Here is a 23,421-nt window from a genome sequence, read left to right as displayed (position 1 = left end):
TAACTCGTCATAAAACAGATAGGGCGCTGATCGATCAGCGCCCTATCTGTTTTATTCACTACTTCCAACAGTTACGAATTCCTCATGCTTTGAGCACTAGGTTGATCCGGTTGCTTTGGTTCTTCGGAAATGATGGTTTCGGAAGCTGATGGTTTTATCTCTTCGTCTGAGTTGTCTGGTGCAGCCACATCATCCTTTTCAGATTGCTCTTCGGCAGGCTTATCATCCGTTAGTTCAGCCATCGGCAACACCTCCGCCTGCGTAGCATCTGGGCCAGAGGTTGGCAACAACCCATCTTCCAGCGTATATCCGCCAAAGAAGCGCCGCTGAAACAGGAGAATCATACAAACACCAATGAAAATGCAGGAATCAGCGATATTGAAAATCGGAGTCGAATAATACTGCCCCCCCCAGACCGGCACCCATTCAGGAATAAATCCCTCCCAAACATCGACAAAAACCATGTCGATCACCTGCCCATGAAACCAAGGGGTTGGTGATCCATAAGGAGCATTGTTCAGAAAAACCCCATAAAATGTGCTGTCAATCACATTACCCACTGCCCCGGCCAGAATTAAAGACATGGCCCAGAGCAGGCCATTTGGTGCACCATGATGAGCCAGATGAACCAAGTAGTAGCCAATCCCAACCATCGCAAACAACCTGAATACGCTCAACAGCAACTTGCCGTACTCGTAGCCCAGTTGCATACCGAAGGCCATACCAGGATTTAGTACATAATGCAGCTTGAGCCAGTCGCCAATTACTTTTATCTGACCTGCAAAGCCAGGAGCCATGTAATGATGAACGGCTAATTTCACGCCCTGGTCGATGGCAATTAAAAGCAGGGTTAGCAGAAAAAATTTAAAGGGACTTTTCTTAATCATAAAAGGCAGGCACAGCATTGCTGCTGTGCCGTTATAAAACAGGAAAGCACAGCATTTTTCTGCTGTGCCTCTCCACAAACTTACTTACAAACACCCCTTCCGGCGCTTCAACTCATCGCTAACCAGCGTAAACTCCCGACTACTTTGCCCCGCAATGGATTTGTTTTCATCGGCTCGACGGAACAAGTACGGCATCACCGCTTCAACCGGGCCGTAAGGAACGTACTTCGCTACGTTATAGCCTGCACTAGCGAGATTATACGATATGTTATCACTCATACCCAGCAACTGCGCGAAGTAGATGTGTGGATCATTGGGTAATAGACCCAGCTGCTTCATCTGCTGAATACAATACTGGCAACTGTATTCGTTATGCGTGCCTAAACAAAAGGATACCAGATCACGGTTTTCCAGACAGAAATCAATGGCGGCATTAAAATCCCGATCCGTGTCTTCTTTGGTCGCCTGAATGGGATCCTGGTATTCTTCTTCGTGCGAACGAAGCCGCTCTTTTTCCAGATACGCGCCCCGAACCAGCTTAGCGCCTAAAAAATACCCTTTCGCATGTGCTTCGTTAACATCCCGATGCAGACGGTCCAGGCTCTCCCACCGGTACATCTGGTACGTGTTGTAGACAACGGGCCGCTCATGGTTATAGCGATCCATCATTTCGTAGGCCAGCGTATCAATCGTGTCCTGAATCCAGCTTTCTTCGGCGTCGATGAAGATTCGCACATTGCGTTCGTGTGCCCGGCGGCACAGCGTATCGACTCGTTTCAAGACCCGATCAAACTGTGCTTTCTGGTCCTTATCGAGTGAATCGCCGATCTGAACCGCTTCGAGAAGTTCGGTGGAAGCCAGTCCAGTGATCTTAAATACAGAAAATGGAATGTCGTCTGATTCGCTGGCCCGCTCGATGGTACGCAGAATTTCGAGTGCTGTTTCGTCGAAGCTTTTCTCATTCTCCTCACCTTCAACCGAATAGTCGAGAATCGTTCCTACATGTACGTTGTGCAGATACTGGATGGTCTTTTCCGAATCCTGGATGCTTTCACCCCCACAGAATTGTTCAAAAATCGTGTTTTTAATGAGGAATTTAATCGGTAGATGCAGGCGTAGGGCAATCTTTATGAAAAAAGTCCCTAAATTTACCAGCCATCCCTTATTCATTAACGCAAATAACCAGTAAGTCTTTCGCAGTTTGAAGTTCGACTGGGAGGAAAAAGCAATCGAAGTGTTCTCGAAAGAGACAGGCCTTGGTTCGGTCGCAAGTGACCCAGCCTGAAATGAGCCATCGAACCGTTCGACGGTCTCCGGCATTACATTACTTCGGTTCGACATATCAGTGCTCCGTTCTGACGGCGCTACATCTATAGCTTAGGTTCGTATTTGTCTAACACGACCGAAATATATAACGAAATTTCGGTCAATAGGTTAAAATTGCAGATACGACCTGTTTGACAAAGTGAAAACTGTTTTAGACAAATGAAGGAACTAGCTTGACTGACAGCTGGTTCCTTCTGCAAATATACCATATTTTTGCATTGAAAGTTCCCCATAGAGTAGCGGTGTTACTCGCAGATTAAGCGTTTAGTATGAAAGTAGAATTAGCCGTAGAGCCGCTTGGATCGTGGATTGAGACCAACGGCAAGCCCCTGATCATCGCTGGCCCTTGTAGCGCCGAAACCGAAGATCAGTTAGTTGAAACCGCCCGCCAGCTGAAAGCACTTGGGGCCGTTCATGTTATTCGCGCAGGTGTATGGAAACCCCGTACCCGGCCGGGTAGTTTTGAAGGAATGGGCGAAGCTGCTTTACCCTGGATTCAGCGGGCCAAAGCCGAAACGGGTCTGCCGTTTGCGGTTGAAGTAGCCACGCCTGAACACATCGAACTAGCCCTGAAGTATGGCGTTGATATTCTGTGGGTTGGTGCCCGCACGACGGTCAACCCGTTCAACGTCCAGGAAATTGCGGATGCACTGCGGGGTGTTGACGTGCCGGTTCTGGTGAAGAATCCGGTCAATCCGGACCTGGCCCTCTGGGTCGGTGCCTTCGAACGGCTTGCCGGAGCGGGCATCAAGAAGCTGGGCGCTATTCACCGGGGATTTGCTACGGGCGAAGCCAGCAAATACCGGAACGTGCCGATGTGGCAAATGGCGATCGAGCTGAAATCTATTTTCCCACAACTGCCTCTTATCGGCGACCCAAGCCATATGGCGGGCAAACGCGCTTACCTGAATGAGCTGGCGCAGATGGCAATGGACCTCAACTACGACGGTCTGATCGTCGAATCGCACATTGACCCCGATAAAGCGTGGAGTGATGCCGCTCAGCAGTTGACGCCAGCCGCTTTCGGCGAAATGCTCGATCATCTGCAAATTCGTCAGGTTGAGTCGCAAAACCTTGAATTCCAAGGCTTCATTGATCAGTCACGGCGTAGCATCGATAACGTAGACCGTCAGATTGTCGAGATGCTGGCGGCTCGGATGGCCCTCGTTGAGCGGCTGGCCGAATACAAACGCGACAATAACGTGACCTTGTTCCAGCCTGATCGTTGGAAAGAAATATTGAAAACCCGTACTGATCTGGGCCAAAAACTGGGTCTGTATCCGGAACTCGTGGAAGAAATTTACAAAATCATCCACATGGAATCGATCCGGAAACAAACAGAAATCATTCACAGCGCGGTTCAGGGCGTGTAATGTTCTTACCTATACGAGAAGCGGGTAATTCGGTCAGTAGCAAAATGCTACCCCGAATTACCCGCTTTCTTTTTCTGTATCAGGTATTCTAGACAATTGGTATCATTTCAGTCTCAGTACGATAGTCGCGTTGTTGTAGCCCGCAAAGCAGCCCAACCCGCCCTGTATGTTACTGGGAATAAGAACCGGCTCAGCAAAGGGATTTCCGCGCGTCCGTCGCTGACGAATCACGGCCGACCAATATTGATAGTAGGCTTGATCGACACTGAACAGATTTATGGTTGCTTGGGCCCGCTTATACTGATTGAAAAAACCAGCCGGTTGATCGCCAGTTGGCAGATTCGCTCCGTTCAGGTAAGCCCTCCCGGAAATCATTGAGCTCCCGTCGATACCAGCGTCCGAGAAAAGTCCCCGATTATCGTCGTCGAATGACAGTCCGCTAAACTCTTCCTGATCCGGCTGGTCCTGAGCGCAGCTCTTGCAGTTCAGTACAAAGCGAAATACCCCTGCTGTCTGATAATAGTTCGTCAGTCCAATCGGGTCCTGCCAGCGAGCCCGGACAAAGTAACGCTGACTACGGCCACTGGCCAATGAATCGAACGTAACCGTATTGATACTAACCGGCCCCGGTATCGTACACGAACTCGTAGCCCGTTCACCCGTTGTGGTCTGCACCGAAAGCGAATAGGTTTTCCCGGCAACGATGGACAACTGACTGGCGCTGATACTGTAGTAAGGCTGCCCATCCGATTCGTAACGAAGCCTTACCGACCGCCCCCCTTCCGATAGGATAACAGTAGCGTCCGCAATATTATCGCCATCGATCAGGCCCCCGATACTATCGCCAACTACCGTTCGGGAACGGGCTACTTTCACCGTCAACAACGTATCCTGTGGCGATAGAAAGCTACTAACAACCAACTTGGCCGTTTCAGCGCCCAATGCCCCCGGATCGACCTCGTTGCGCAGACTACCGCATCCCCACAGAAAATAAATACTGAGCAACAGCGCACTAAGAACTGGAATAACTTTCATAGATGGGGTCGATCAGAATTTGAACATATAACTGACAGACGGAACGATCGGGAAAACAGAGTACCGGAACAAAGCAGTACGACTTGGCTCAGTGGCCGTTGCCGTGACCGACTCAAGCCGGTAGAAGTAAGGATTCCGGCGATTGTAAAGATTATAGATACTAACCTCCCAAGTGCGTTCGTGGTGCTTCTTCTGCTTATGAAATTGCACGCTGACATCGAATCGATGGTATGCTTCGGCCCGAAAACTGTTTTTCTGTGTACCGTAATCTTCAACGACACGGCTATTCTGGAAAATCTTCTGAATGATCTGCTTGGCATCATTGTAGGAAAAGGCCGTGCCGGGCCGATAAGCGTCGTAACTGCTGAGCGGCATGGTAAGGGCATTCCCGGTGCCGTATACCCACGTAGCAGACAGCGTAATCCGTTTGTTCAACTCGTAGATACCAACCAGCGAAACATCGTGCCGTCGGTCGTAGCGTGGGTAATAAGGTGCTCCGTTATTTAATTCCGCAAACTGCCATTGGGTCCAGGACAGCGTGTAACCCGCCCATCCCGAAAATCGGCCTACCTTCTTCTGCAACAGGAACTCCGCTCCGTACGACCAGCCGCGCCCCGCCGTTACGTTATCCTCCCAGCGAACGCTGTTGGCTGAAGTGGGATCATTAATCAACAGGAAGCTGGCTCCTTCCTTGTAGTTGATGATATTATTCATCTTCTTATAATAGCCCTCAACGGTCAGCGTCAGTCCTTTCTCAACAAAGTCCTTCGCGATACCAACTGCTACCTGCTGCGATTGCTGCGGCTTCACCCGGTCGGTCGTTGGCACCCACAGATCGGTAGGCAGGCCGATGCCCGTGTTCGACAACAGGTGAACGTATTGGTTCATCAGCGCGTACGACGCTTTCAGTGACAAATCGGGTTTGAGCATGTACGCGCCCGACAAACGAGGTTCTGGCCGAACGTAGCCAACAGCTTTTTGCTTAAAATAACTTAGCCGTAGTCCACCATTCACCCGCCAGCGACTGGATGGCCGCCAGGTGTCTTCCACGTAAACGCCCGCTTCGGCTACGTCGATGGTACTGACATTGCTGTTGAACTGACTGATAGCCGAATTCTGCAACACGACTGCACTGGGCGTGAACCGATGATAGGTTCCCTGAATACCCGCCCGCACCGAATGCTCGGGAGATGGATAGTAGTCCAGATCGTATTTAAGCGAAAAATCCCGAATGCCCGAATTGTACTGGAGCGAATACAGCTGATTATCCAGTGCGCCCCGTTCGACGGACGAAATCTGAAACTTATAATCGCTGAAAATCAGGGACGTATTGGAAAACAGTTTCTGGTTGAACAGGTGATTCCAGCGGAGGGTAGCGGTAGCGTTTCCCCAGCTCAGGTCGGTATCTGCATTTTCTACGTTATCACGGGAGTGGAACTTGTCCCGGCCAAAATAACCACTCAGGAAAAGTTTGTCTTTATCGCCCAGGTCGTAGTTCGCTTTGGCGTTCAAATCGTAGAAATAATAGCCGATTTTGGTCTGTCCGCGCGTTTCAGCGTTGATCAGCGGTGCCGCCAGAATATCCAGGTACGTCCGTCGCCCGGAAATAAGGAACGACCCCGGACTCCGCCCGCCTTTCTTACTTTTCGTCAGTGGTCCTTCGAGGGTCAATCTTGACGAAATGAGCCCAATGCCTCCTTCACCATGAAGTTTTTCGCGGTTACCATCTTTCAGGTTCAGTTCGATGACCGACGATAATCGGCCGCCGTACCGGGCGGGGAATCCCCCCTTTATCAACTCCACACTCTTAATGGCATCTCCGTTGAAGACCGAGAAGAAACCGAACAAATGGCTGGCATTATACACCACGGCATCGTCCAGTATAATCAGATTCTGATCCGGGCCGCCCCCCCGCACGTAGATACCCGTTTGCCCTTCTGAGCCTTTCTGCACACCGGGCATGAGCTGTATCACTTTCAGCACGTCTTTTTCGCCAAGGAAAGCCGGTATTTTTTTGACTTGCGCAATCGGAACATCGATCACGCTCATCTGCGCGCTTTCACTCACTTTTTCGCCCGTTGGTCCGGCGTTCACATTGACTTCAGTCAGCACTTGCCCCGGCGTAAGGTCGATCGTGATCGTGCGATTCGTGCGGAGTGAGACCGTGCGGGAAACCGTTTCGTACCCCACAAATGAATAAGCCAGCCGCGTACTATCCTGAACGGGCAACGTGAGCGAATAGAAGCCATAGGTATTCGTAACCGTACCGGTATTGGTGCCGGGCACATACACATTAACCCCGATCAAAGCCTCCTGACTACCCATTTCGCGAACATAGCCGCTGATGGTAATCCGACTGGCAGGACGCTGCGCCCGGATGGTTTGGCAGACTAGAATAAGGCCCAATAGACCATATAGACCTAAACGCATATGACTAAGACGAGATAAAGACAACTAGACCGCAGCACAGATCTACAGCATTGGTGAGAGGGATAACAAAGCTAATCAATCTATTAACCTTTCCAGCTCCTAAAATCGTATGTGAGCCCGCGGTAGACTAACCTGACGCTCCCTATTTTTTCAGGATTCGATCAAACAAAACACCTGATTATAAGGTAGTACAAGCGAAAACAACCGCCAGGATAAAACTTCACAACGATGCTTCAATTCGATAAACTTTCGCTCAATATACCGGATACGACCAAACCGCGTGTCGTAATTATAGGCGGAGGGTTTGGTGGCATGAACCTAGTCAAAAGTCTGAAAGATAGGGGTGTCCAAATTGTACTTTTTGACAAACAGAATTATAACGGTTTTTGGCCGCTGCTTTATCAGGTAGCTACTGCTGGTCTGGAAGCCGATGCAATTGCCGAACCCTTCCGAAAAATGTTCGACGATCAGACTGATTTTCACTATCGGATGGTTCGGGTGAATAAGATCGACCCGGCCACCAATACGGTAACGACATTAATCGGTGATCTGCACTACGACTATCTGATTATTGCTACGGGCTCAAAATCTAATTTTTTTGGGAATGAGCAGATTCAGAAGTACTCATTCCCGCTCAAGACTATTCCCGAAGCACTCAATGTTCGAAGTCAGTTTCTCCAGTGTTTTGAACAGGCCAGCGTCACAACTGATCCCGCTGAACGTCAGAGCCTGCTGACCTTTGTGGTTGCCGGAGCCGGACCAACGGGTGTTGAAATGGCGGGGTCACTGGCCGAAATGCGCAAACACGTTTTGCCGAATGATTACCCCGGACTGGATTTTAGCCAGATGCAGATATACGTCGTAGAGGGGTTGGGCAAAGTTTTACCGCCCATGTCTGAAGAAGCGGGCCAGAAAGCACAGCGTTACCTCGAAGATCTTGGCGTTATCATCAAACTGAATACGCTGGTTGAATCATACGATGGCGAAACGGTAACCTTCAAAGGAGGTGAACAGATCAGAACGCAAACGTTGGTTTGGGGCGCGGGTGTAACGGGCGCGTTGATCGAAGGCATACCCGCTGAGTCAATCGAAAAGGGCCGTATTCTGGTGGACCCGATCAACCGGGTGCAGGGGCTGACCGACGTGTTTGCCATCGGCGACATTGCGTTTATGAAGCTGGAAAAATATCCGAAAGGTCACCCTGGCGTAGCGCAACCCGCTATTCAACAGGGCGTCCATCTGGCCAAAAATATCCGGCGGTTGATGAAAAATGAGCCTACCGAACCGTTCGAGTACTTCGATAAGGGGTCGCTTGCCATTGTCGGTCGTAGTCGGGCCGTAGCTGATCTACCGGGCAATATTCATCTGGGCGGATTCATCGCCTGGATGTCCTGGCTATTTGTCCACATCTGGTATTTGGTTGGCTTCCGCAGCAAGCTGATCGTGTTCAGCAACTGGATATACCGGCTCTTCACCTACCAGCGCGGTACGCGGATCATCATCCGCCCCTTCGTCCGAAAGGATGATAAAGTCGGGCAGGAAATTCTCATGAAGAATGAAATGAGCTAACTGATTAATAAACAAAAAAGGATGGGGCACTTCTTGACTAAGAAGTGCCCCATCCTTTTTTGTCTTATATCATCCACCTGATCGCTCTCATTGCCCTCGTGAAGAGATTCGACAACCGATCTCATCGACCGTTCGCCTTGCTTGCATACATATAGCAGATAACATCTGGTTAGAATTGACCTACCTGAGTAACAAAATGCTTTATTGAATTACAGTAATAAAAACTGGCTTTTTATTAATCATTAAACAATTACTGTTAATCATCTATTAACTTTATATTAATATATTTAATTTATAACTCTAGTTTATTCTTTTTTTTATTTATTTGGAGATACATCCGCAAAAAGTTAGTTTTAGCACTGCACCCGCTTCATTCCTACATACATGGTAAAGAAACTTCTCATTGTGTCGGCTTGCTCCTGGCTTAGCTCATGCAACCCACCAATGCGCATTGTTCCGTCATCGAGCATTGCCGGTACTTACAAGTTTGCTCAATACAGCACGGCCAGTAAATCCGATCCGGCTCCGGTTGGACTCGTCACCATCACGGCCGTCGATGAGGATCACGTTAATCTGACTGCTACGGGTACGTCGAATAAGGCAAAGATCACTTATTCTTATCAGAATGTAGTTGTTACTCAAACAGACCCCAACTATCTAGGAGAAGATACGTTCAGCTTAGTCTACAAGAAAAAGCAGATCGGTTTTATTAACAGCAATGAACAGGGGCATTATATCTCCCTGACGCCTAAACCTGACGTAATTCTGGTTGCAGACATACCGACAGGAGACGATCAATAACTAGTTTTGGTGCATCTGCTTCCTTCCTGGACCCTCCGAACCACAAAATGGCTGGTGATCTGTTTGGCCATTGCCCGTTTCGGAGGGTCGTTAGCTCATTATTCCTTCGGGCTGTCCGGTTTCTTTTTTCGCAGATTTCCACGTTGGGCTACCTCTCCTCGGGCGATTCACGGTAACCCTTAACCTGATCGCCTTTTACCTCTCACGGTTTTAATTCGTGATTAAATCAAAAGAGTTAATCAACTGACTTATTACCGACCAGACTTTCATCGTTCACGGTATCAATCACCCCGGTAACAAACAGCTTGGCGACATGATGTATCGTCACCTTGGCTGAAATTTGCCGCCTGGATGCAGGATAAATGAGGTTGGGCAAAACGTTTGCGAAAAATTCACGTTTAAATTGGGAACAGTACTCCTAATTTTTCGCTAGATGCATCGGCTCAACCTTCGCTCCACATTGCTGACCAGTGTATTGCTGGCTACGTTGATCAGCCCACTCTCGGCTCAAACAGCTCCCTCCTCTACCAATACCGCGCCATCCGCTCAATCGGATAGTACAAAAGGGGGGCCGCTCGATCTGGGGAAAATGTGGACCTTCGACAGCCCGCCCAAGGAGTACTTCAGCAAGACGTATAACTTCAAACCCGACGACAAATGGTTCGACGAGGCCCGGCTGGCTTCCCTGCGCTTTGCAGACTATTGCTCGGCTTCGTTCGTATCGGCCAGTGGACTGGTTATGACCAACCACCACTGCGCCCGCGAGTCGGGAACGGGCGTTACCCGCAAGGGGGAAGATCTGAATGCAACCGGATTTTACGCGAAAACACTGGCCGAAGAGCGTAAAGTTGATGGTCTCTTCGTGGACCAGCTGGTAAAAATTGACGATGTCACGAAACAGGTGCAGGACGCGATGAACGGCGCGGGCTCCGAACAGGCCCAACTTCAGGCGCGGGAGCAGGTATTTACGACATTGAAGCAGGAATATGGCGGTAAAGAAGGCTGGCAGGGGCTGGAACTCCAGACGATCACATTTTACGATGGCGGTCGGTACGCTATGTACGGCTTCAAGCGCTACACTGATGTTCGGCTCGTATTCATGCCTGAGCTTCAGCTGGGCTTTTTCGGGGGTGATTATGACAACTTCACCTATCCGCGTTACGCGCTGGACTGCTCGTTTTTCCGGGTTTATGACAAGGGAAAACCGCTCCAAACGACTCACTTCTTCAAATTCAACACAAACGGTGTCCGCGACGGTGAGCCAATCTTTGTCATTGGCAATCCCGGCCACACTGAACGGCTGAAAACAGTTGCCGAGCTGGAATTTGATCGCGATTTACAGACGCCCGCTACTATTCAGCTATTACGCAACCGCTCCGCTGCCCTTCAGGCGTATAACGCAACAGCCAAAAACGATAGCGTTTTAAACGAGATTTTTAGCTACGAGAACAGCCTTAAAGCCTATGGCGGTCAGCTGGCCGGGCTACGCGATGACCAGTTGATGGCACGTAAAGTAGCCTTCGAGCAACAATTTCAGACCGCAGCAAAAGCGAAAAAACTACCCGCCGACCAGTTGAAAACCTGGGATGATATTGCGACGAATACGGCACAGCTCTGGAGTCTGTTCCGGGATGCGAACTATCTGGCTCCGAGTGAGCGGACAATGGGCGAATACCTGACCTTTGCGAGCGTTCTGACCCAATTTGGGGAGTTGCTCACTACACGTCCGCAGGATGCCGAGAGTGCCCGGTCGCTGGTTGTAACGCCAAACGTGAAAAGCATGGTACTGGAAGAATCGTACTTGGCGGCTCACCTGGCCGAAGCGCAGACCGGCCTTGGCAACGAAGATCCTTACGTGAAAGCGGCCTTGGGGACGGCGACGGGCCAACTGCGAACGCCCAAAGAAGCAGCGGCTTATCTGCTCAAAACGACAAAACTGAAAGATCCTGCTTATATTAAAGAACTAGCAACCCGTCCGGGCGCCATTACAGCCTCAAACGATCCGATGCTGGTGCTGGCTCGCATCAGCTTCCCGCGCTATGTGGCCGCAGCCCGGCAGGCCCGCCAGATTTCACAGCGTCAGGAAGTGTTGCGTGGTCAACTGGGGCGAATGCTGTATGACGTTTACGGTTCAGCCGTTCCACCTGATGCAACGTTTTCGCTCCGGATCAACGACGGTGTTGTACAGAGTTACGCGTACAATGGTACCAAAGCGCCGATCATGACTACGTTCTCCGGCCTGTATGATCGCAATTATTCCTTCGCCGACAAAGCACCCTGGAATCTACCAGCCCGCTGGAAGAACCCGCCAGCCGCTTTACTGAAAGAACCGATGTGTTTCATCTCGACCAATGACATTATTGGTGGTAATTCGGGAAGCCCGATGATCAATAAAAATCGGGAAGCCGTCGGGCTCGCCTTTGATGGCAATATGGAGAGTTTGCCCGGCGAGTTTATTTTCGTGCCGGATGCGAACCGTACGATTTCCGTACACACGGGTGGGATCGTGGCGGCAATGCGCTACATCTACAAAGCGGATCGACTGGTGAGTGAACTCACCGGAGGAGTCACTACTAACGCCACCGGCAAAATTTCTACAAAGAAATAATTATCAGCGACGAGCAGGTTAGTAGCTAAAAAAAATCTGCTTGTCGCTATGTATCAGCCACATACAAAGAGTCAGAACGGCTCTCTCTATTTTTTATTGCCTATTCTCCCTCAGCTATTTAGCGTAGCTACACTAATTTTCACAAAACCGTGCAACATTCGGTTTTTTCTCCCATCTTTTTAGCGATTACAACCTAAAGAACACAATACGCTGAAGCTGTTGGAACCTAAACCTTACCCGGATCGTCATGCTGACCTGGTCAAACGCTGCCAACAGGGTGAGCGACGGGCACAGTATGAACTCTACCAGCAGTACGTCAAGGCGATGTACAACGTCTGCCTGCGTATTCTCAACCACGAGGCCGAAGCCGAAGATGTGTTGCAGGAAGCATTCATGGATGCGTTCAACCACATTAATTCTTTTCGGGGACAAAGCACGTTCGGAGCCTGGTTGAAGCAAATTGTGGTGAACAGGGCCATCAATCACTTGCGAAGCCGTCGGCTAGAACTTGTCGACATGGAATCCAACCGATTCGGTGAAGACGATGGGCCCGACTTTGCCGATACGGAACCGTATGACGAAGCAGGCACCCTGCTGGAAGTAGAGCGGGTTCGGCGGGCCATGCAGCAACTGCCGGAAGGGTATCGCGTCGTCTTATCGCTGTATCTGTTCGAAGGATACGACCACGAAGAAATTGGCAACGTATTGAAAATAAGTGAAACAACGTCACGAACGCAGTATTTGCGTGGCAAGAAGCGGCTGCTTGAACTATTGACGTAAACAACAAAACCCATGATGAGAAAAGATAATCTGGAACGCTTCGTTCGCGACAACCGCGAAGCATTTGACGACAAGGAACCGCCACTAAACCTGTGGCAAAAAATAGAAGCTGGCCTACCTAAACAGGAATCGGATGGATCGACGCCGGAAAAGGAAGAACCAACGTCACCCTCCCCTTTTCAGCAGATACACAAGAATCCGTCCCGGTTCGGCAGCCGGCAAATTGGCTGGCCCGGTTTAGACTGGCGAGTGGCAGCATCCATTGCGGTCTTGTTGCTGGCAGGGAGTTTTCTGTACATGAACCACCAGTATGGCGTTACGCATCAGCCGGAGGTAGTAGCCGTCGGTCCGATCTACGCCAAAGAAGTGGTGCATTATACCCGACTGATCGACGACAAGCGTGCTGAACTGAAGCAAATGACCGAAGATAATCCGGGCCTTTATCAGGAATTTGCGACAGATCTGAATCGACTCGAAAACTCATACCAGTCGTTGAAAGCCGATCTGCCCAAAAATCCGAATCAGGAAATGCTCATTCAGGCCATGATTCAAAATTTGCAGCTCCAGATCAACCTGCTCAATGAACAGTTGCGCGTCATTCAGCGCATTAAACAACAGACAAATGAAAATCCTGTATAGCCTACTGCTCTGTCTGTGCCCGCTGATACTGTGGGCCGGGGACCCGATTGAGTCGGGCGCCGTTGAACGAAAGAAGACCATCATCAAGCTCTTCGACGTAAACTCGAAAGACAATCTGGTCATTGACAACCAGTTTGGTCAGGTCTCGATTGGCCTCTGGGATAAAAATGAGATCCGTGTTCAGATTGTAATCGTCGCCAATTCCGACTCAGATGAACGGGTTCAAAAGTTTCTGGATGCAGTTACCATCGAAGAAAAACGCAATGGTAACCAGATTCTGATTCGTACGAATTTTAGTCAGAACAGCCTCTCGAACTGGAGCGCCAATAGCTGGAGAAGCAACGGCGATCGGAACTTTGTGAAGATCAATTACGACGTGATGATGCCGAAGCAAAACTCGCTGACGATTCGTAACAAGTTTGGTAATACCAGTGTGCCTTCGTTTCATGCGGCCCTTTCTGTCCACTCTCGATACGGCAATTTCAGTGCTGATCAATTGACGGGTCGTCAGAACGATATTGATGTAGCCTACGGTAAAGCCGATATACGAACGCTCAACGAGGGCAAACTCGATATTGCCTATGCCACGCTTGACCTGGATCGGGTAAATGTGCTGACGTTGACCAATAAATTCGGCAAGATGACCATCGGTGATGTGGGCAAGCTGGATGCTGACATCAATTACTCAGGGGCCAAGATTGGTACATTGCGGGAATCCGGCAAAATCAAGCTTGATTTTTCGGGGGGATTCCGAATCGATCAACTGTCTAAAACGGCCGATAACGTCGATATCCAGGCCAACTACTCGTCCGTTGCCTTGCCGATGGAAAATGGCAACAGTTGCGACTTCGACGTGACGGTTAGCTACGGAAGCTTTAATTACACATCGGGCCAGGCCTTGCACTTCACAAGTCAGCCCGAAGACAGAAGCAGTCATGCTGGCCCCCGCCTGACGAAGCAATACATCGGCAAAATTGGCAGCGGCTCAGGCACCAAAGTTCGGGTCGTGTCAAAGTTCGGTAATGTGAACTTCAGATAGTCTGAACCGCCCGGCGGCCGGGCGGTTCAGACAGTTTCTCGATAACCGCTCGGTGCTGAGGATACTGCTGAAGTAAACTCGCCCGGTCGGCCATTTCAAAATCAGCGAAATCGAATCCGGGTGCGACGGTACAGCCTACCAGCGAGAAATCAGTTCCCGCAGCCGGTTTCGAGCCGAACCAGCATCCGGCTGGAACGACCGCCTGAAACACCTCGCCCTGCTCGACGTTTGTACCGAGTCGAATGATGGTCAGTTCACCGGCAGGATCGATCACGAATACCTCTAACGGACCTCCGGCGTAGAAATGCCATACTTCGTCCGCCTGAATCCGATGAAGTGCCGACGTGTGATGACTTTCGAGCAGGAAGTAAATGGCAGTTCCGAAGGCGCGTGCTCCCGTAAAGCGGCTGGGTAAAGCCGACTGCGGAATCGTTTCGGCAGATCGGTACGTTTCCGCGAAATAACCACCCTCCGGATGAGGTTGCATGTTGAAGGCTCTGACGTAATAGGCTGCGGTCATGAGGGGGCCAGATAAAAAGGATCTCTCACGGAGGCACAACGAACACAAAGAAACTGTAGTACTAAGTCTCTGTGTTCGTTGTGCCTCCGTGAGAGACAATAGATTTACTAATTTTTTAGCTTTCTATTGACGTGCCTTGATGACAGTCAGGAAATCCCGTGACTTCAGCGAAGCACCACCAATCAGACCGCCATCGACATCCGGCTGAGCAAAAAGTTCAGCGGCATTTTTGTCGTTGGCACTACCACCGTATAGAATTGAGATGTTCTGCGCAATTTCATCGCCATACTGTCCGGCAATGTGCTGACGGAGTTCGAAGTGCATGTCCTGTGCCTGCGCCGACGATGCCGTTAAGCCCGTACCGATAGCCCAGATTGGTTCGTAAGCAATCACGACTTTAGCAAATGATTCATCAGACAGATGAAACAGGCTGTCGGTAATCTGGTCTTTCACAAACCCGATGTAATCGCCGTTCTCGCGAAGATCACGTGATTCGCCACAGCAGAAAATAGGTGTCAGCCCGTTTTCAAGTACGCTATTGACCTTCTCGGCCAGTTGTGCGTTGGTTTCCTCAAAATATTGCCGACGTTCGCTGTGTCCCAAGATAACGTACTCAACACCAATTGACTGGAGCATCGGCGCCGAAATTTCGCCCGTATACGCGCCCGACGCTTTCTCGTGGCAATTCTGCGCTCCGATCGATACTTTACCGCCCGGCGTGATGTACTGACGCGATGTGGTCAGGTAGATCGACGGTGGGCAGAGAACAACCTCAACATCGCCCGTAACTTCATCCTTAACCATATTGACAACCTCCGAAAGCAGGGCTTGTGCTTCTTCGTAGGTTTTGTTCATTTTCCAGTTACCGGCAACTATCTTTTTACGCATAAAACAGGGAATAATAGGCTACTAATCAATTTGATCCGAATTGATAAACAAGCTCCTGTTCATCAACCACGGGCGAAATTAGGGGTTTTCGATCGAACCCCCCATCCAGCCCAGCGGTAAATTTTATAAAACAGCCCATGTTGCTGATAGCCCGTTCGTTAGGCATATAAACCAGTTATTCTTTTTTTGTGTTATTCTAGTAAAAAATACGTAATTTCAATGCTATAAAACACATTTACATGAAAACGGCGGTTTTAGTAATCGGGTTGCTTTGCACCTGTCTGGTCGCCTGGGGCGATGATGATCGTAAACACACGCCCGATCGGGAACGGTACGGTTTTTATATTGCCGGCAACCGATCCTGGACACGCATTCCGTTCCAACTTCACTCGAACCTGATCATAGTCCCTGTTCGGGTCAATGACTCGGACACGCTCCAGTTCATTCTGGATACGGGCGTTAGCAACACCATCATTACCGACCCCAGTATCTTCCGCAAACAACCGCTTACACTGGCCCGTAAAGTAAAACTGTCAGGAGCGGGTGAAGGCAGCAACCTAACGGCCTCTATCGCCATCAATACCAACATGAGCATGGGCGGTATGCGCGCATCGCACCATAACCTTGTCATCCTGGACGAAGATATTCTGAAGCTGTCGGAATACGTCGGCACACCCGTCCACGGCATTTTCGGCTATGAGATCTTTGCCAATTTTGTGGTCAATGTCGATTTTCAGCGTCGGGAGCTTATTATCATGAAGCCCCAGAAATACCAGTACAAGAAGCGAAAAGGCGATCGTTACCCCATTACCATTCAGGACACCAAAGCCTACACCGACGCTTTGGCTGTTTTTGACGGCGACAAATCAATGCCGCTACGGGTAGTTTTAGATACGGGTGCTGGCCACGCCCTCCTGCTCGACCGCTCGCGCAGTACCGCTGCCATGCCCCTACCGGCGAAGGTTGTCCGGGCTCAACTAGGTCGTGGTTTAAATGGTGTGATCAACGGCAGCATGGGCCGAATACAAAAAATCAAATTCGGTCGGTACGAACTGGACAATATTCTGGCGTCGTTTCCCGACAGCACCTCGTTCGGTATGAAGCTGATCAACATGCCCGAACGGCAGGGGAATGTGGGCTGTGAGTTGCTGCGCCGGTTTAATGTCACGTTCAATTATCCGGATCGCTACATCGTCATGAAGCCGATCAAACGGTTGATGCGCGAATCGTTCGAACACGACATGAGCGGGCTGGAACTTCGTGCCAAAGGGGAACGGTTCCGCAACTACTACGTCGCTAAACTTATTGATGGTTCACCGGCAGCGCTGTCGGGTTTGGTTGAGGGTGATGAGGTTCTGTTCGTCAATAACAGCTCCGCCAATGATCTAAGCATCACCGATATTTACAAGATTCTTCAGAAAGGGGAAGGAAAAGAGGTATCCGTACTGGTTCGGCGTAACGGACAAATCTTCGTCGCTAATTTTGCGCTCAAGCGACTGATCTGAACTATACAGAACAATTGTATTCCGTTACTCCATCCGTTCGAGTTTGAACCGGAAGGTTGTGCCTTTCTCCAGTTTGCTCATAACAGTGATTTTGGCTTTGTGCGCATTCAGGATGTGCTTCACAATAGCCAGGCCCAGGCCCGTGCCACCCCGATCTTTGGAACGGCTCTTCTCGACGCGGTAGAATCGCTCAAAAATCCGGCTTAAGTGTTCGGGTGGAATACCGGGGCCGTCGTCTCTCACGGCAATCAGCACATGTTTTTTGTCCTCTTCCAGACTGACGTAGACCTTACCATTTTCGTTACCGTACTTAACCGCATTCTCGATCAGGTTAGTCATCACCTGCATAATTCGTTGCTGATCAGCTTTGACCCAGATCGGACCGGGTCGGTCGACGCGCATTTTAAGAAACGTACGTTTCGTCTGGGCAATCTTTTCCAATTGCTCAAATACCTCCTGTATGACGTGCGCTATATCGACCTGCTCGAAATTCATTTTCACTTCACCGGTTTCCAACTGCGAGAGTGCCACCAGATCCTTTACCAGCGCATCGAGGCCATCCAGGCTTTTGGCTGCTTTTGCCAGAAATTTATCGCGTACGTGCTCATCATCAACGGCTCCATCGATGAGCGTATGAATGAAGCCCTGAGCGGCAAAAATGGGAGTTTTCAGTTCATGTGAAACGTCGGCCAGGAACTCCCGCCGAAACTGTTCCAGCCGCTTTAATTCGTCAATCTCTTTCTGCTTTTTCGCGACATAGACAAAAATCTCGTCGTTCAGCTTCTTGAAGGGATTGGTATTCTTAATGATCGTTTTGCGGGAGATCGCGAAATCGCGGATTTTAAGCTTGTGGATCGTCTTATACATCTTATTGACTTCCCGGAACACGAGCAGTTCGATGGCATATAAGACCAAAAAAAACGAGATAACAAACGACGAAATACCAACCACAAACAGCATGGTGCTGGTAACGCCGTCCACAAACGTCAGAAAGGCTACCGTCAGTGCCGAGATCAATGACGCCAGTAAAAGTGCTATAAAACGGGGACTCAGAGACATTAGGCAAATTCGTGAATGAGCGACGGCATGAAAAATAAACGCACGCCGTCATTGATCCGTAAACACATCTGCCTATTCACTAATTCACACATCAGGCTGATCCGTAAACATGTAGCCCACTCCTTTCAACGTCCGGATGTGCGTATCACCGATCTTCTCACGGAGTTTACGAATATGAACGTCTACCGTGCGTTCGAGGACATAAATATCAGCACCCCATATTTTTTGAAGAAGCTCTTCACGGCTAAATACTTTATTGGGATGCTGCGCCAGAAAGAACAGCAGTTCAAATTCTTTTTTGGGCAAAATCACCGACTTGTCATCCTGGCTAACCGAATAGTTTTTGCGGTTAATCACCAGTTCGGCGATATTGATCTGTTCACCCGGATCAGCTTTTTGCGCTTCGCGACGGAAAAGTGCATTGATCCGGCTCATCAGAGCACGTGGCTTGATCGGTTTAGTGATATAATCGTCGGCCCCTACATCAAAGGCCGCTACCTCCGAGTACTCTTCCGAACGAGCGGTCAGAAACAATATATACGTCTGTCGTAATTCCGGTATGTCACGCAGCTGTCGGCCCGCTTCGATGCCATCCATGTGCGGCATCATAATATCGAGCATAACCAGTTCGGGCAGATAAGTCCGGGCAATGTCAACCGCTTTACGTCCGTCTGTTGCGGTACGAACGTCGTAACCTTCTTTCGTAAGATTATATTCGAGCATTTCGACAATGTCAGCATCGTCGTCCACGACTAAAATGCGATGCAATGGTTGAGCAGCTTTAGCAGCACTCATGAGAAGCAGAGTTGGTGAGAACAGCCCTTTTTTACCGTAGGCTGCCCCGAAGTTACGTGGCTTATCCACAACGTTACGCTTACGAGACACATACTTAACAATTATTTAATAAGCTAGTAGGCTTTTTGGCCCTCCCTTACCGGTTGATTGTAAGCAAGTTATCAATTTATCGGATAGTCCGTTTGTCAAAAGACGAAATAGCCCTGCTGACGCCCCATTTCGTCGATGGAACAAATCACAAAAAGAAAATAACGATTAGTACTTATCTGGAGTTTATGTTCCATCATGAATATTCGCGCCCAGGAGATACAGCTCCCATCATACGCTAAAATTGCCTGCGTATTACTGTCATTGGTTATCATTGTTTATGGATTGCACACCCTGCAGGGATTACTTATTCCTCTGGTTTTTGCTATCTTATTTTCTGTGCTGCTATTCCCGTTGGCCCAACGGCTCGAGAACTGGGGGGTGCCGCGTATACTCGCTATTGCCCTATGCCTGATCTTGACGTTAACCGTCATTGTTGGTATTCTTTATGCCGTTTCGATGCAGATCAGCAGCTTTGCCGAAGTTATGCCGCAACTGATCACTCGCGTCAAGGAATACATAAGTCAACTGGGAACGTATGCCGACGAACACCTGAACATCGACCGTCAGCGGCAAGTGGCTGAAGTAACAAAATACGCGAATCAGGCCTTGTCCGAAGGCGGCACGATTCTGACCAGCACTCTTCTGGCAACCACCAGCACTTTAACCGATGTGTTTCTGGTCTTGCTCTTTATCTTCTTCTTTCTTCTTTACCGCGATTTTTTTCGGTCGTTTTTTTACAAAGTCTTCGACGGCACCCGACGGTCAAAAATTGACTTTGTCCTGAGTGGTATTTATAACGTGGTGAAAGACTACCTCGCCGGATTGGTACTGGTTATTTTGATCATCGGCACATTGATGACCGTCGGGTTGCTCATTCTGGGTATCGATTATGCTATTTTCTTTGGTTTCTTCGGTGCCTGCCTGGTGCTGATCCCTTATTTCGGCATCTCGTTAGGCTCCCTCCTACCCGCAGCTTACGCACTGGTTACGGAAGATAATCCGCTGAAGGCTCTTGGCGTAATTGGTATATTCCTCTTTGTACAGACGCTGGAAGGTAACTTCATCACGCCCTACATTGTCGGCTCTAAAGTTAGCATCAATCCACTAGCGGCCATTATCGTCCTCATTTTGTGGGAAAATGTCTGGGGATTTCCCGGTCTGGTGCTGGCTTTACCGATGACAGCCATTATAAAAGTGATTTTTGATGCTGTAGAATCACTGAATCCCTACGGTTTTTTGATTGGCGAAGCTGAAAAACCCCGGCCACCTATTGAAAACTTTCAGCAATTGGCTGACCATTTGCCCAAGCGAGCCAAGAAGATCGGGAACATAGAGGAGAAGACGTAGCCGCTGATAGTTAGCCCAGTACGTGTCTAATGTACATAAAGTAGGGCGTTATTCTCAATGTTAGTATGGCATAATAGCTGGTATTTTGTTTTTTGCAGCGAAATCATCGACCGACTCCCTTGCGTAATTAGCGTAGAATCCAGTATATTTGCACTCCCAAACGGGAAACACTGCTTCCGTAGTTCAATGGATAGAATTTCGGTTTCCGGTACCGACGATAGGGGTTCGAATCCCTTCGGGAGCACAAAGTACGTAGAAAGACTAATCAGGATTAGAGCTTAAAAACTCAAAATCAACTGATTAGTCTTTCTACTTTACTAAGGTTAACTGAAACAAATACGGTTTTATCAACTTCATTCGTCCCCTCGTTCGTCCCCTGCATTGATTTTATTTGTAACTTGGTTTTGACCAAACCAAGTTAAACCAATGAAAACTATTCAGGACAAAGACGTAAAGTTTTTGCTCAAAGACCCCCGCGCCGACCGCCCAACGCTCATTTATCTTGTATACCGATTCGATTACGGCCGGCTTAAGTATTCAACTGAACAAACGATTGAGCCGTACCAGTGGGACGCCAACGCCCAGCGGGTACGCGTTGCAACGAAATCGCGTTCAGAGCGGGAACGGCACGAAACGATTAATGGCAACCTTGAACGTCACCGGGCCGCGCTTAAACAGATTATTACAGCTCTGCAATTAGCCGGGTCGACGATCAGTAATGACCTCATTAAAGAACATCTTAACCAGACGTTAAAACGCGCTAAGACCAACCACCCAAAGAAAGACAAGACCGCAACACCCACCGAAACATTTATGGGCTACATCGAACGGTTTGTTGAGGAAGCCCGCGTTGGTCGTCGGCTTAACGCCAAAAGTTCGCAGTATTCCCGGTTTACGTTGAATGGCTACCTGAAACTAAAACGGTTATTAGAGGACTACAGTAAGGCAACCAGTCAACCTATTGACTACTCCGCGTTCAGCCTTGATTTTTACCACTTATTCAAATTGTGGCTAACTGGCCGCGGCTTGACGCTCAACTATGTTGGTTCGCTACTAAAAGACCTGAAAGTAATGCTGAAACAGGCGCACGCCGACGGGTTGCACTCGAACACTATATTTCAGCACAAAGACTTTAAAAAGTTTTCAGAGGACGTTGATAGCGTTTACCTCACTGACGACGAACTGACGCGTTTATATGCGCTTGGTCTGACCCATACACCGGGGATAGAGCGGGCGCGTGACCTGTTTTTGATTGGCTGTTACACCGGCCTACGGTTTTCCGACTTCACGCAACTACGGGCCGAAAACATCAACGGTCGTATTCTGACGCGCCGGACGCTCAAAACGTCCGAGCGGGTTTCAATACCCCTCAACTCCAAAGTTGTTTCAATTCTCAACAAATACAACGGTACGCCCCCGCGCCCGATCAGCAACCAACGGCTGAACGACCACTTGAAGGAGCTATGCAAAAGGGCGGGCCTAAATGACCGAATTGAGGTTAATCGGACACGGGGCGGACTAAACGAGCTACGTACCCTCGAAAAGTGGGAATTGGTTAGCTCTCACACCGCCCGGCGTTCGTTTGCGACAAATGCGTATTTGGCAAAGGTTCCAGTTATTCAGATTATGCAGATAACCGGCCACCGTTCGGAAAAGATGCTACTACGGTACATTAAGGTTTCGTCAGAGCAAAATGCAATCATGTTACTTGACCACGCACATTTTCAATGAGCATACTATTTGTAAATGGTACAGTCAGCATCCTAACAGGTGTTATCTGTACCATTTACTTGTTTTACCAGCTACAACAGAATAAACAAAATTACGACTAAAGCAAGTACAACCAATGGTAACAACTGATGTGCAAGAACGCATAATAGATGTTTTTAGCAGAGCCACCAAAAGTTTATCTAAGGAATTTCAAGAAATTAATATTGCAGGGAATTTTCAAGAAAGACATTCTTTGTATAAGGCTATTGAAACAGATTTTAAAGATTACTTATTGTTAGGGAGAGAACTAGTAGTAGAAGTTAAATCTAACATTTTATCAAAATTAAGACCCCTAGAACTAACAAGATACTCTACTAATTTAAACTCTTTTTTGAGCCAAGTAAGAGACGGATACGACTATTTAGAATCTGACGAATGGATAGATAGAATCTTTTTAGATTTTAAGACTTTTGAAGTATTTGGTTCTCATAAAAATAGAGTCCAATTAACCGAAGAAGATAAAAAGTGCATTTATAGCATAGTTGAAGAGGTTAGAGTCTGTTGCTATGAGTATGTAAAGGCAGCTGACGAACTAACTGCTGAGAGCCGTGATCCTCTTCCTGGTCTTGCTCAGAATTTTGGATACGTTGAAATGTCGCGAAAAATTGTTACCCCTCAACAGAGTGTAAACCCAAAATCACCTGTAACAGAAGATCATCCAAAAATCACTAATGCAAAACTTGTATGGAGAGATAATAGGGGCGACAAGACAGATTTTGCAGAATTGGTTTGGGCACTCGCAAAGTCACATAGAATCATTGACAACAAGACAGGAAAACCTGTGACAATTGACGTGCTAGCCAATCAGTTGGGTGCACTGCTTGGTATTTCAATAAGTAACCCAATGCAATTAATGCAAGGGCGTAAAGAATCATATAAGGCAACTGAAGATGGAATAACTTTTATCGCATCATTATCAGAATTGGTAGAAAAGTACATAGCCAACAAGTGATTAGTTAT

19 protein-coding genes and 1 tRNA gene are annotated in these 23,421 nt (G+C 48.7%); 12 read left to right on the top strand and 8 right to left on the bottom strand.

What is annotated here, in order from left to right; genetic code table 11:
• Window positions 1-71: 71 nt before the first annotated feature.
• Together GK091_RS17945 and GK091_RS17940 are read right to left on the bottom strand one after the other, a co-directional pair.
• On the bottom strand, window positions 72-887 hold the full coding sequence (locus GK091_RS17945; RefSeq protein WP_164042877.1) for a lipoprotein signal peptidase: 816 nt from the start codon (window positions 885-887) through the stop codon (window positions 72-74).
• An 84-nt stretch (window positions 888-971) separates the two neighbouring features.
• Window positions 972-2,207, bottom strand: a complete 1,236-nt coding sequence (locus GK091_RS17940) for a proline dehydrogenase family protein (RefSeq protein WP_164041275.1) — start codon at window positions 2,205-2,207, stop codon at window positions 972-974.
• Window positions 2,208-2,482: 275 nt separating this feature from the next.
• Here GK091_RS17940 and GK091_RS17935 point away from each other — a divergent pair, with 275 nt between their 5' ends.
• Complete coding sequence (locus GK091_RS17935; RefSeq protein WP_164041274.1) at window positions 2,483-3,586, top strand: chorismate mutase; 1,104 nt, start codon at window positions 2,483-2,485, stop codon at window positions 3,584-3,586.
• Window positions 3,587-3,688: 102 nt separating this feature from the next.
• Here the strand turns inward: GK091_RS17935 and GK091_RS17930 are convergent, their stop codons facing one another.
• Complete coding sequence (locus GK091_RS17930) at window positions 3,689-4,621, bottom strand: DUF4249 domain-containing protein (RefSeq protein ID WP_164041273.1); 933 nt, start codon at window positions 4,619-4,621, stop codon at window positions 3,689-3,691.
• A gap of 12 nt (window positions 4,622-4,633) precedes the next feature.
• A complete protein-coding gene (locus GK091_RS17925; protein WP_164041272.1) occupies window positions 4,634-7,051 on the bottom strand; it encodes a TonB-dependent receptor in 2,418 nt (805 codons plus the stop codon).
• Between the two features lie 228 nt (window positions 7,052-7,279).
• Here GK091_RS17925 and GK091_RS17920 point away from each other — a divergent pair, with 228 nt between their 5' ends.
• The 6 genes from GK091_RS17920 (at window position 7,280) to GK091_RS17895 (ending at window position 14,487) form a co-directional block, all read left to right on the top strand.
• Window positions 7,280-8,620, top strand: coding sequence for an NAD(P)/FAD-dependent oxidoreductase (locus GK091_RS17920; protein WP_164041271.1), 1,341 nt, complete (start codon window positions 7,280-7,282; stop codon window positions 8,618-8,620).
• A 384-nt stretch (window positions 8,621-9,004) separates the two neighbouring features.
• A complete protein-coding gene (locus GK091_RS17915) occupies window positions 9,005-9,421 on the top strand; it encodes a hypothetical protein (protein ID WP_164041270.1) in 417 nt (138 codons plus the stop codon).
• Between the two features lie 433 nt (window positions 9,422-9,854).
• Window positions 9,855-12,029, top strand: a complete 2,175-nt coding sequence (locus GK091_RS17910) for a S46 family peptidase (protein ID WP_164041269.1) — start codon at window positions 9,855-9,857, stop codon at window positions 12,027-12,029.
• A 219-nt stretch (window positions 12,030-12,248) separates the two neighbouring features.
• Window positions 12,249-12,809 (top strand): RNA polymerase sigma factor, encoded by a 561-nt coding sequence (locus tag GK091_RS17905; RefSeq protein ID WP_164041268.1) that lies wholly within the window; start codon window positions 12,249-12,251, stop codon window positions 12,807-12,809.
• Window positions 12,810-12,824: 15 nt separating this feature from the next.
• A complete protein-coding gene (locus tag GK091_RS17900) occupies window positions 12,825-13,448 on the top strand; it encodes a hypothetical protein (RefSeq protein ID WP_164042875.1) in 624 nt (207 codons plus the stop codon).
• Window positions 13,432-14,487, top strand: a complete 1,056-nt coding sequence (locus GK091_RS17895; protein WP_164041267.1) for a hypothetical protein — start codon at window positions 13,432-13,434, stop codon at window positions 14,485-14,487. The genes GK091_RS17900 and GK091_RS17895 overlap by 17 nt, the downstream gene beginning before the upstream one ends.
• Here GK091_RS17895 and GK091_RS17890 read toward each other — a convergent pair.
• Window positions 14,480-15,007, bottom strand: coding sequence for a cupin domain-containing protein (locus GK091_RS17890; protein WP_164041266.1), 528 nt, complete (start codon window positions 15,005-15,007; stop codon window positions 14,480-14,482). The two genes, GK091_RS17895 and GK091_RS17890, sit on opposite strands and share 8 nt — an antisense overlap.
• Window positions 15,008-15,130: 123 nt before the next feature.
• Window positions 15,131-15,895 carry a triose-phosphate isomerase gene (gene tpiA, locus GK091_RS17885; RefSeq protein ID WP_164041265.1) on the bottom strand — a complete coding sequence of 255 codons (765 nt, stop codon included), beginning with the start codon at window positions 15,893-15,895 and terminating at the stop codon, window positions 15,131-15,133.
• A 239-nt stretch (window positions 15,896-16,134) separates the two neighbouring features.
• Here tpiA and GK091_RS17880 point away from each other — a divergent pair, with 239 nt between their 5' ends.
• Complete coding sequence (locus GK091_RS17880; RefSeq protein ID WP_164041264.1) at window positions 16,135-17,400, top strand: aspartyl protease family protein; 1,266 nt, start codon at window positions 16,135-16,137, stop codon at window positions 17,398-17,400.
• A gap of 24 nt (window positions 17,401-17,424) precedes the next feature.
• Here the strand turns inward: GK091_RS17880 and GK091_RS17875 are convergent, their stop codons facing one another.
• Complete coding sequence (locus GK091_RS17875) at window positions 17,425-18,459, bottom strand: sensor histidine kinase (RefSeq protein ID WP_164041263.1); 1,035 nt, start codon at window positions 18,457-18,459, stop codon at window positions 17,425-17,427.
• 84 nt (window positions 18,460-18,543) lie between these two features.
• The gene (locus GK091_RS17870) at window positions 18,544-19,254 is read right to left on the bottom strand and encodes a response regulator transcription factor (RefSeq protein WP_164041262.1); all 711 of its coding nucleotides are present in this window, start codon (window positions 19,252-19,254) and stop codon (window positions 18,544-18,546) included.
• Between the two features lie 285 nt (window positions 19,255-19,539).
• Here GK091_RS17870 and GK091_RS17865 point away from each other — a divergent pair, with 285 nt between their 5' ends.
• The 4 genes from GK091_RS17865 to GK091_RS17850 all read left to right on the top strand — a co-directional run bounded on the left by GK091_RS17865 (window position 19,540) and on the right by GK091_RS17850 (window position 23,413).
• Window positions 19,540-20,691 (top strand): AI-2E family transporter, encoded by a 1,152-nt coding sequence (locus GK091_RS17865; protein WP_164041261.1) that lies wholly within the window; start codon window positions 19,540-19,542, stop codon window positions 20,689-20,691.
• 172 nt (window positions 20,692-20,863) lie between these two features.
• Window positions 20,864-20,935, top strand: a tRNA-Arg gene (locus tag GK091_RS17860).
• 182 nt (window positions 20,936-21,117) lie between these two features.
• Window positions 21,118-22,422: a site-specific integrase gene (locus GK091_RS17855; protein WP_164041260.1), complete on the top strand. Its 1,305-nt coding sequence runs from the start codon at window positions 21,118-21,120 to the stop codon at window positions 22,420-22,422.
• A gap of 115 nt (window positions 22,423-22,537) precedes the next feature.
• A complete protein-coding gene (locus tag GK091_RS17850) occupies window positions 22,538-23,413 on the top strand; it encodes a hypothetical protein (protein WP_164041259.1) in 876 nt (291 codons plus the stop codon).
• Window positions 23,414-23,421 lie beyond the last annotated feature (8 nt).

It is taken from the genome of Spirosoma agri (assembly GCF_010747415.1).
GTDB classification, from domain to species: domain Bacteria; phylum Bacteroidota; class Bacteroidia; order Cytophagales; family Spirosomataceae; genus Spirosoma; species Spirosoma agri.
The sequence above is the reverse complement of the archived record's forward strand: the minus strand, read 5'-3'. Positions and strand labels throughout refer to the sequence as shown.

Coding starts and splice junctions, on each gene's coding strand:
- tpiA (WP_164041265.1), bottom strand. CDS start 15,895: ATGCGTAAAAAGATAGTTGCCGGTAACTGGAAAATGAACAAAACCTAC.
- GK091_RS17925 (WP_164041272.1), bottom strand. CDS start 7,051: ATGCGTTTAGGTCTATATGGTCTATTGGGCCTTATTCTAGTCTGCCAA.
- GK091_RS17850 (WP_164041259.1), top strand. CDS start 22,538: ATGGTAACAACTGATGTGCAAGAACGCATAATAGATGTTTTTAGCAGA.
- GK091_RS17890 (WP_164041266.1), bottom strand. CDS start 15,007: ATGACCGCAGCCTATTACGTCAGAGCCTTCAACATGCAACCTCATCCG.
- GK091_RS17870 (WP_164041262.1), bottom strand. CDS start 19,254: ATGAGTGCTGCTAAAGCTGCTCAACCATTGCATCGCATTTTAGTCGTG.
- GK091_RS17855 (WP_164041260.1), top strand. CDS start 21,118: ATGAAAACTATTCAGGACAAAGACGTAAAGTTTTTGCTCAAAGACCCC.
- GK091_RS17940 (WP_164041275.1), bottom strand. CDS start 2,207: ATGCCGGAGACCGTCGAACGGTTCGATGGCTCATTTCAGGCTGGGTCA.
- GK091_RS17865 (WP_164041261.1), top strand. CDS start 19,540: ATGAATATTCGCGCCCAGGAGATACAGCTCCCATCATACGCTAAAATT.
- GK091_RS17945 (WP_164042877.1), bottom strand. CDS start 887: ATGATTAAGAAAAGTCCCTTTAAATTTTTTCTGCTAACCCTGCTTTTA.
- GK091_RS17915 (WP_164041270.1), top strand. CDS start 9,005: ATGGTAAAGAAACTTCTCATTGTGTCGGCTTGCTCCTGGCTTAGCTCA.
- GK091_RS17880 (WP_164041264.1), top strand. CDS start 16,135: ATGAAAACGGCGGTTTTAGTAATCGGGTTGCTTTGCACCTGTCTGGTC.
- GK091_RS17875 (WP_164041263.1), bottom strand. CDS start 18,459: ATGTCTCTGAGTCCCCGTTTTATAGCACTTTTACTGGCGTCATTGATC.
- GK091_RS17910 (WP_164041269.1), top strand. CDS start 9,855: ATGCATCGGCTCAACCTTCGCTCCACATTGCTGACCAGTGTATTGCTG.
- GK091_RS17900 (WP_164042875.1), top strand. CDS start 12,825: ATGAGAAAAGATAATCTGGAACGCTTCGTTCGCGACAACCGCGAAGCA.
- GK091_RS17920 (WP_164041271.1), top strand. CDS start 7,280: ATGCTTCAATTCGATAAACTTTCGCTCAATATACCGGATACGACCAAA.
- GK091_RS17935 (WP_164041274.1), top strand. CDS start 2,483: ATGAAAGTAGAATTAGCCGTAGAGCCGCTTGGATCGTGGATTGAGACC.
- GK091_RS17930 (WP_164041273.1), bottom strand. CDS start 4,621: ATGAAAGTTATTCCAGTTCTTAGTGCGCTGTTGCTCAGTATTTATTTT.
- GK091_RS17895 (WP_164041267.1), top strand. CDS start 13,432: ATGAAAATCCTGTATAGCCTACTGCTCTGTCTGTGCCCGCTGATACTG.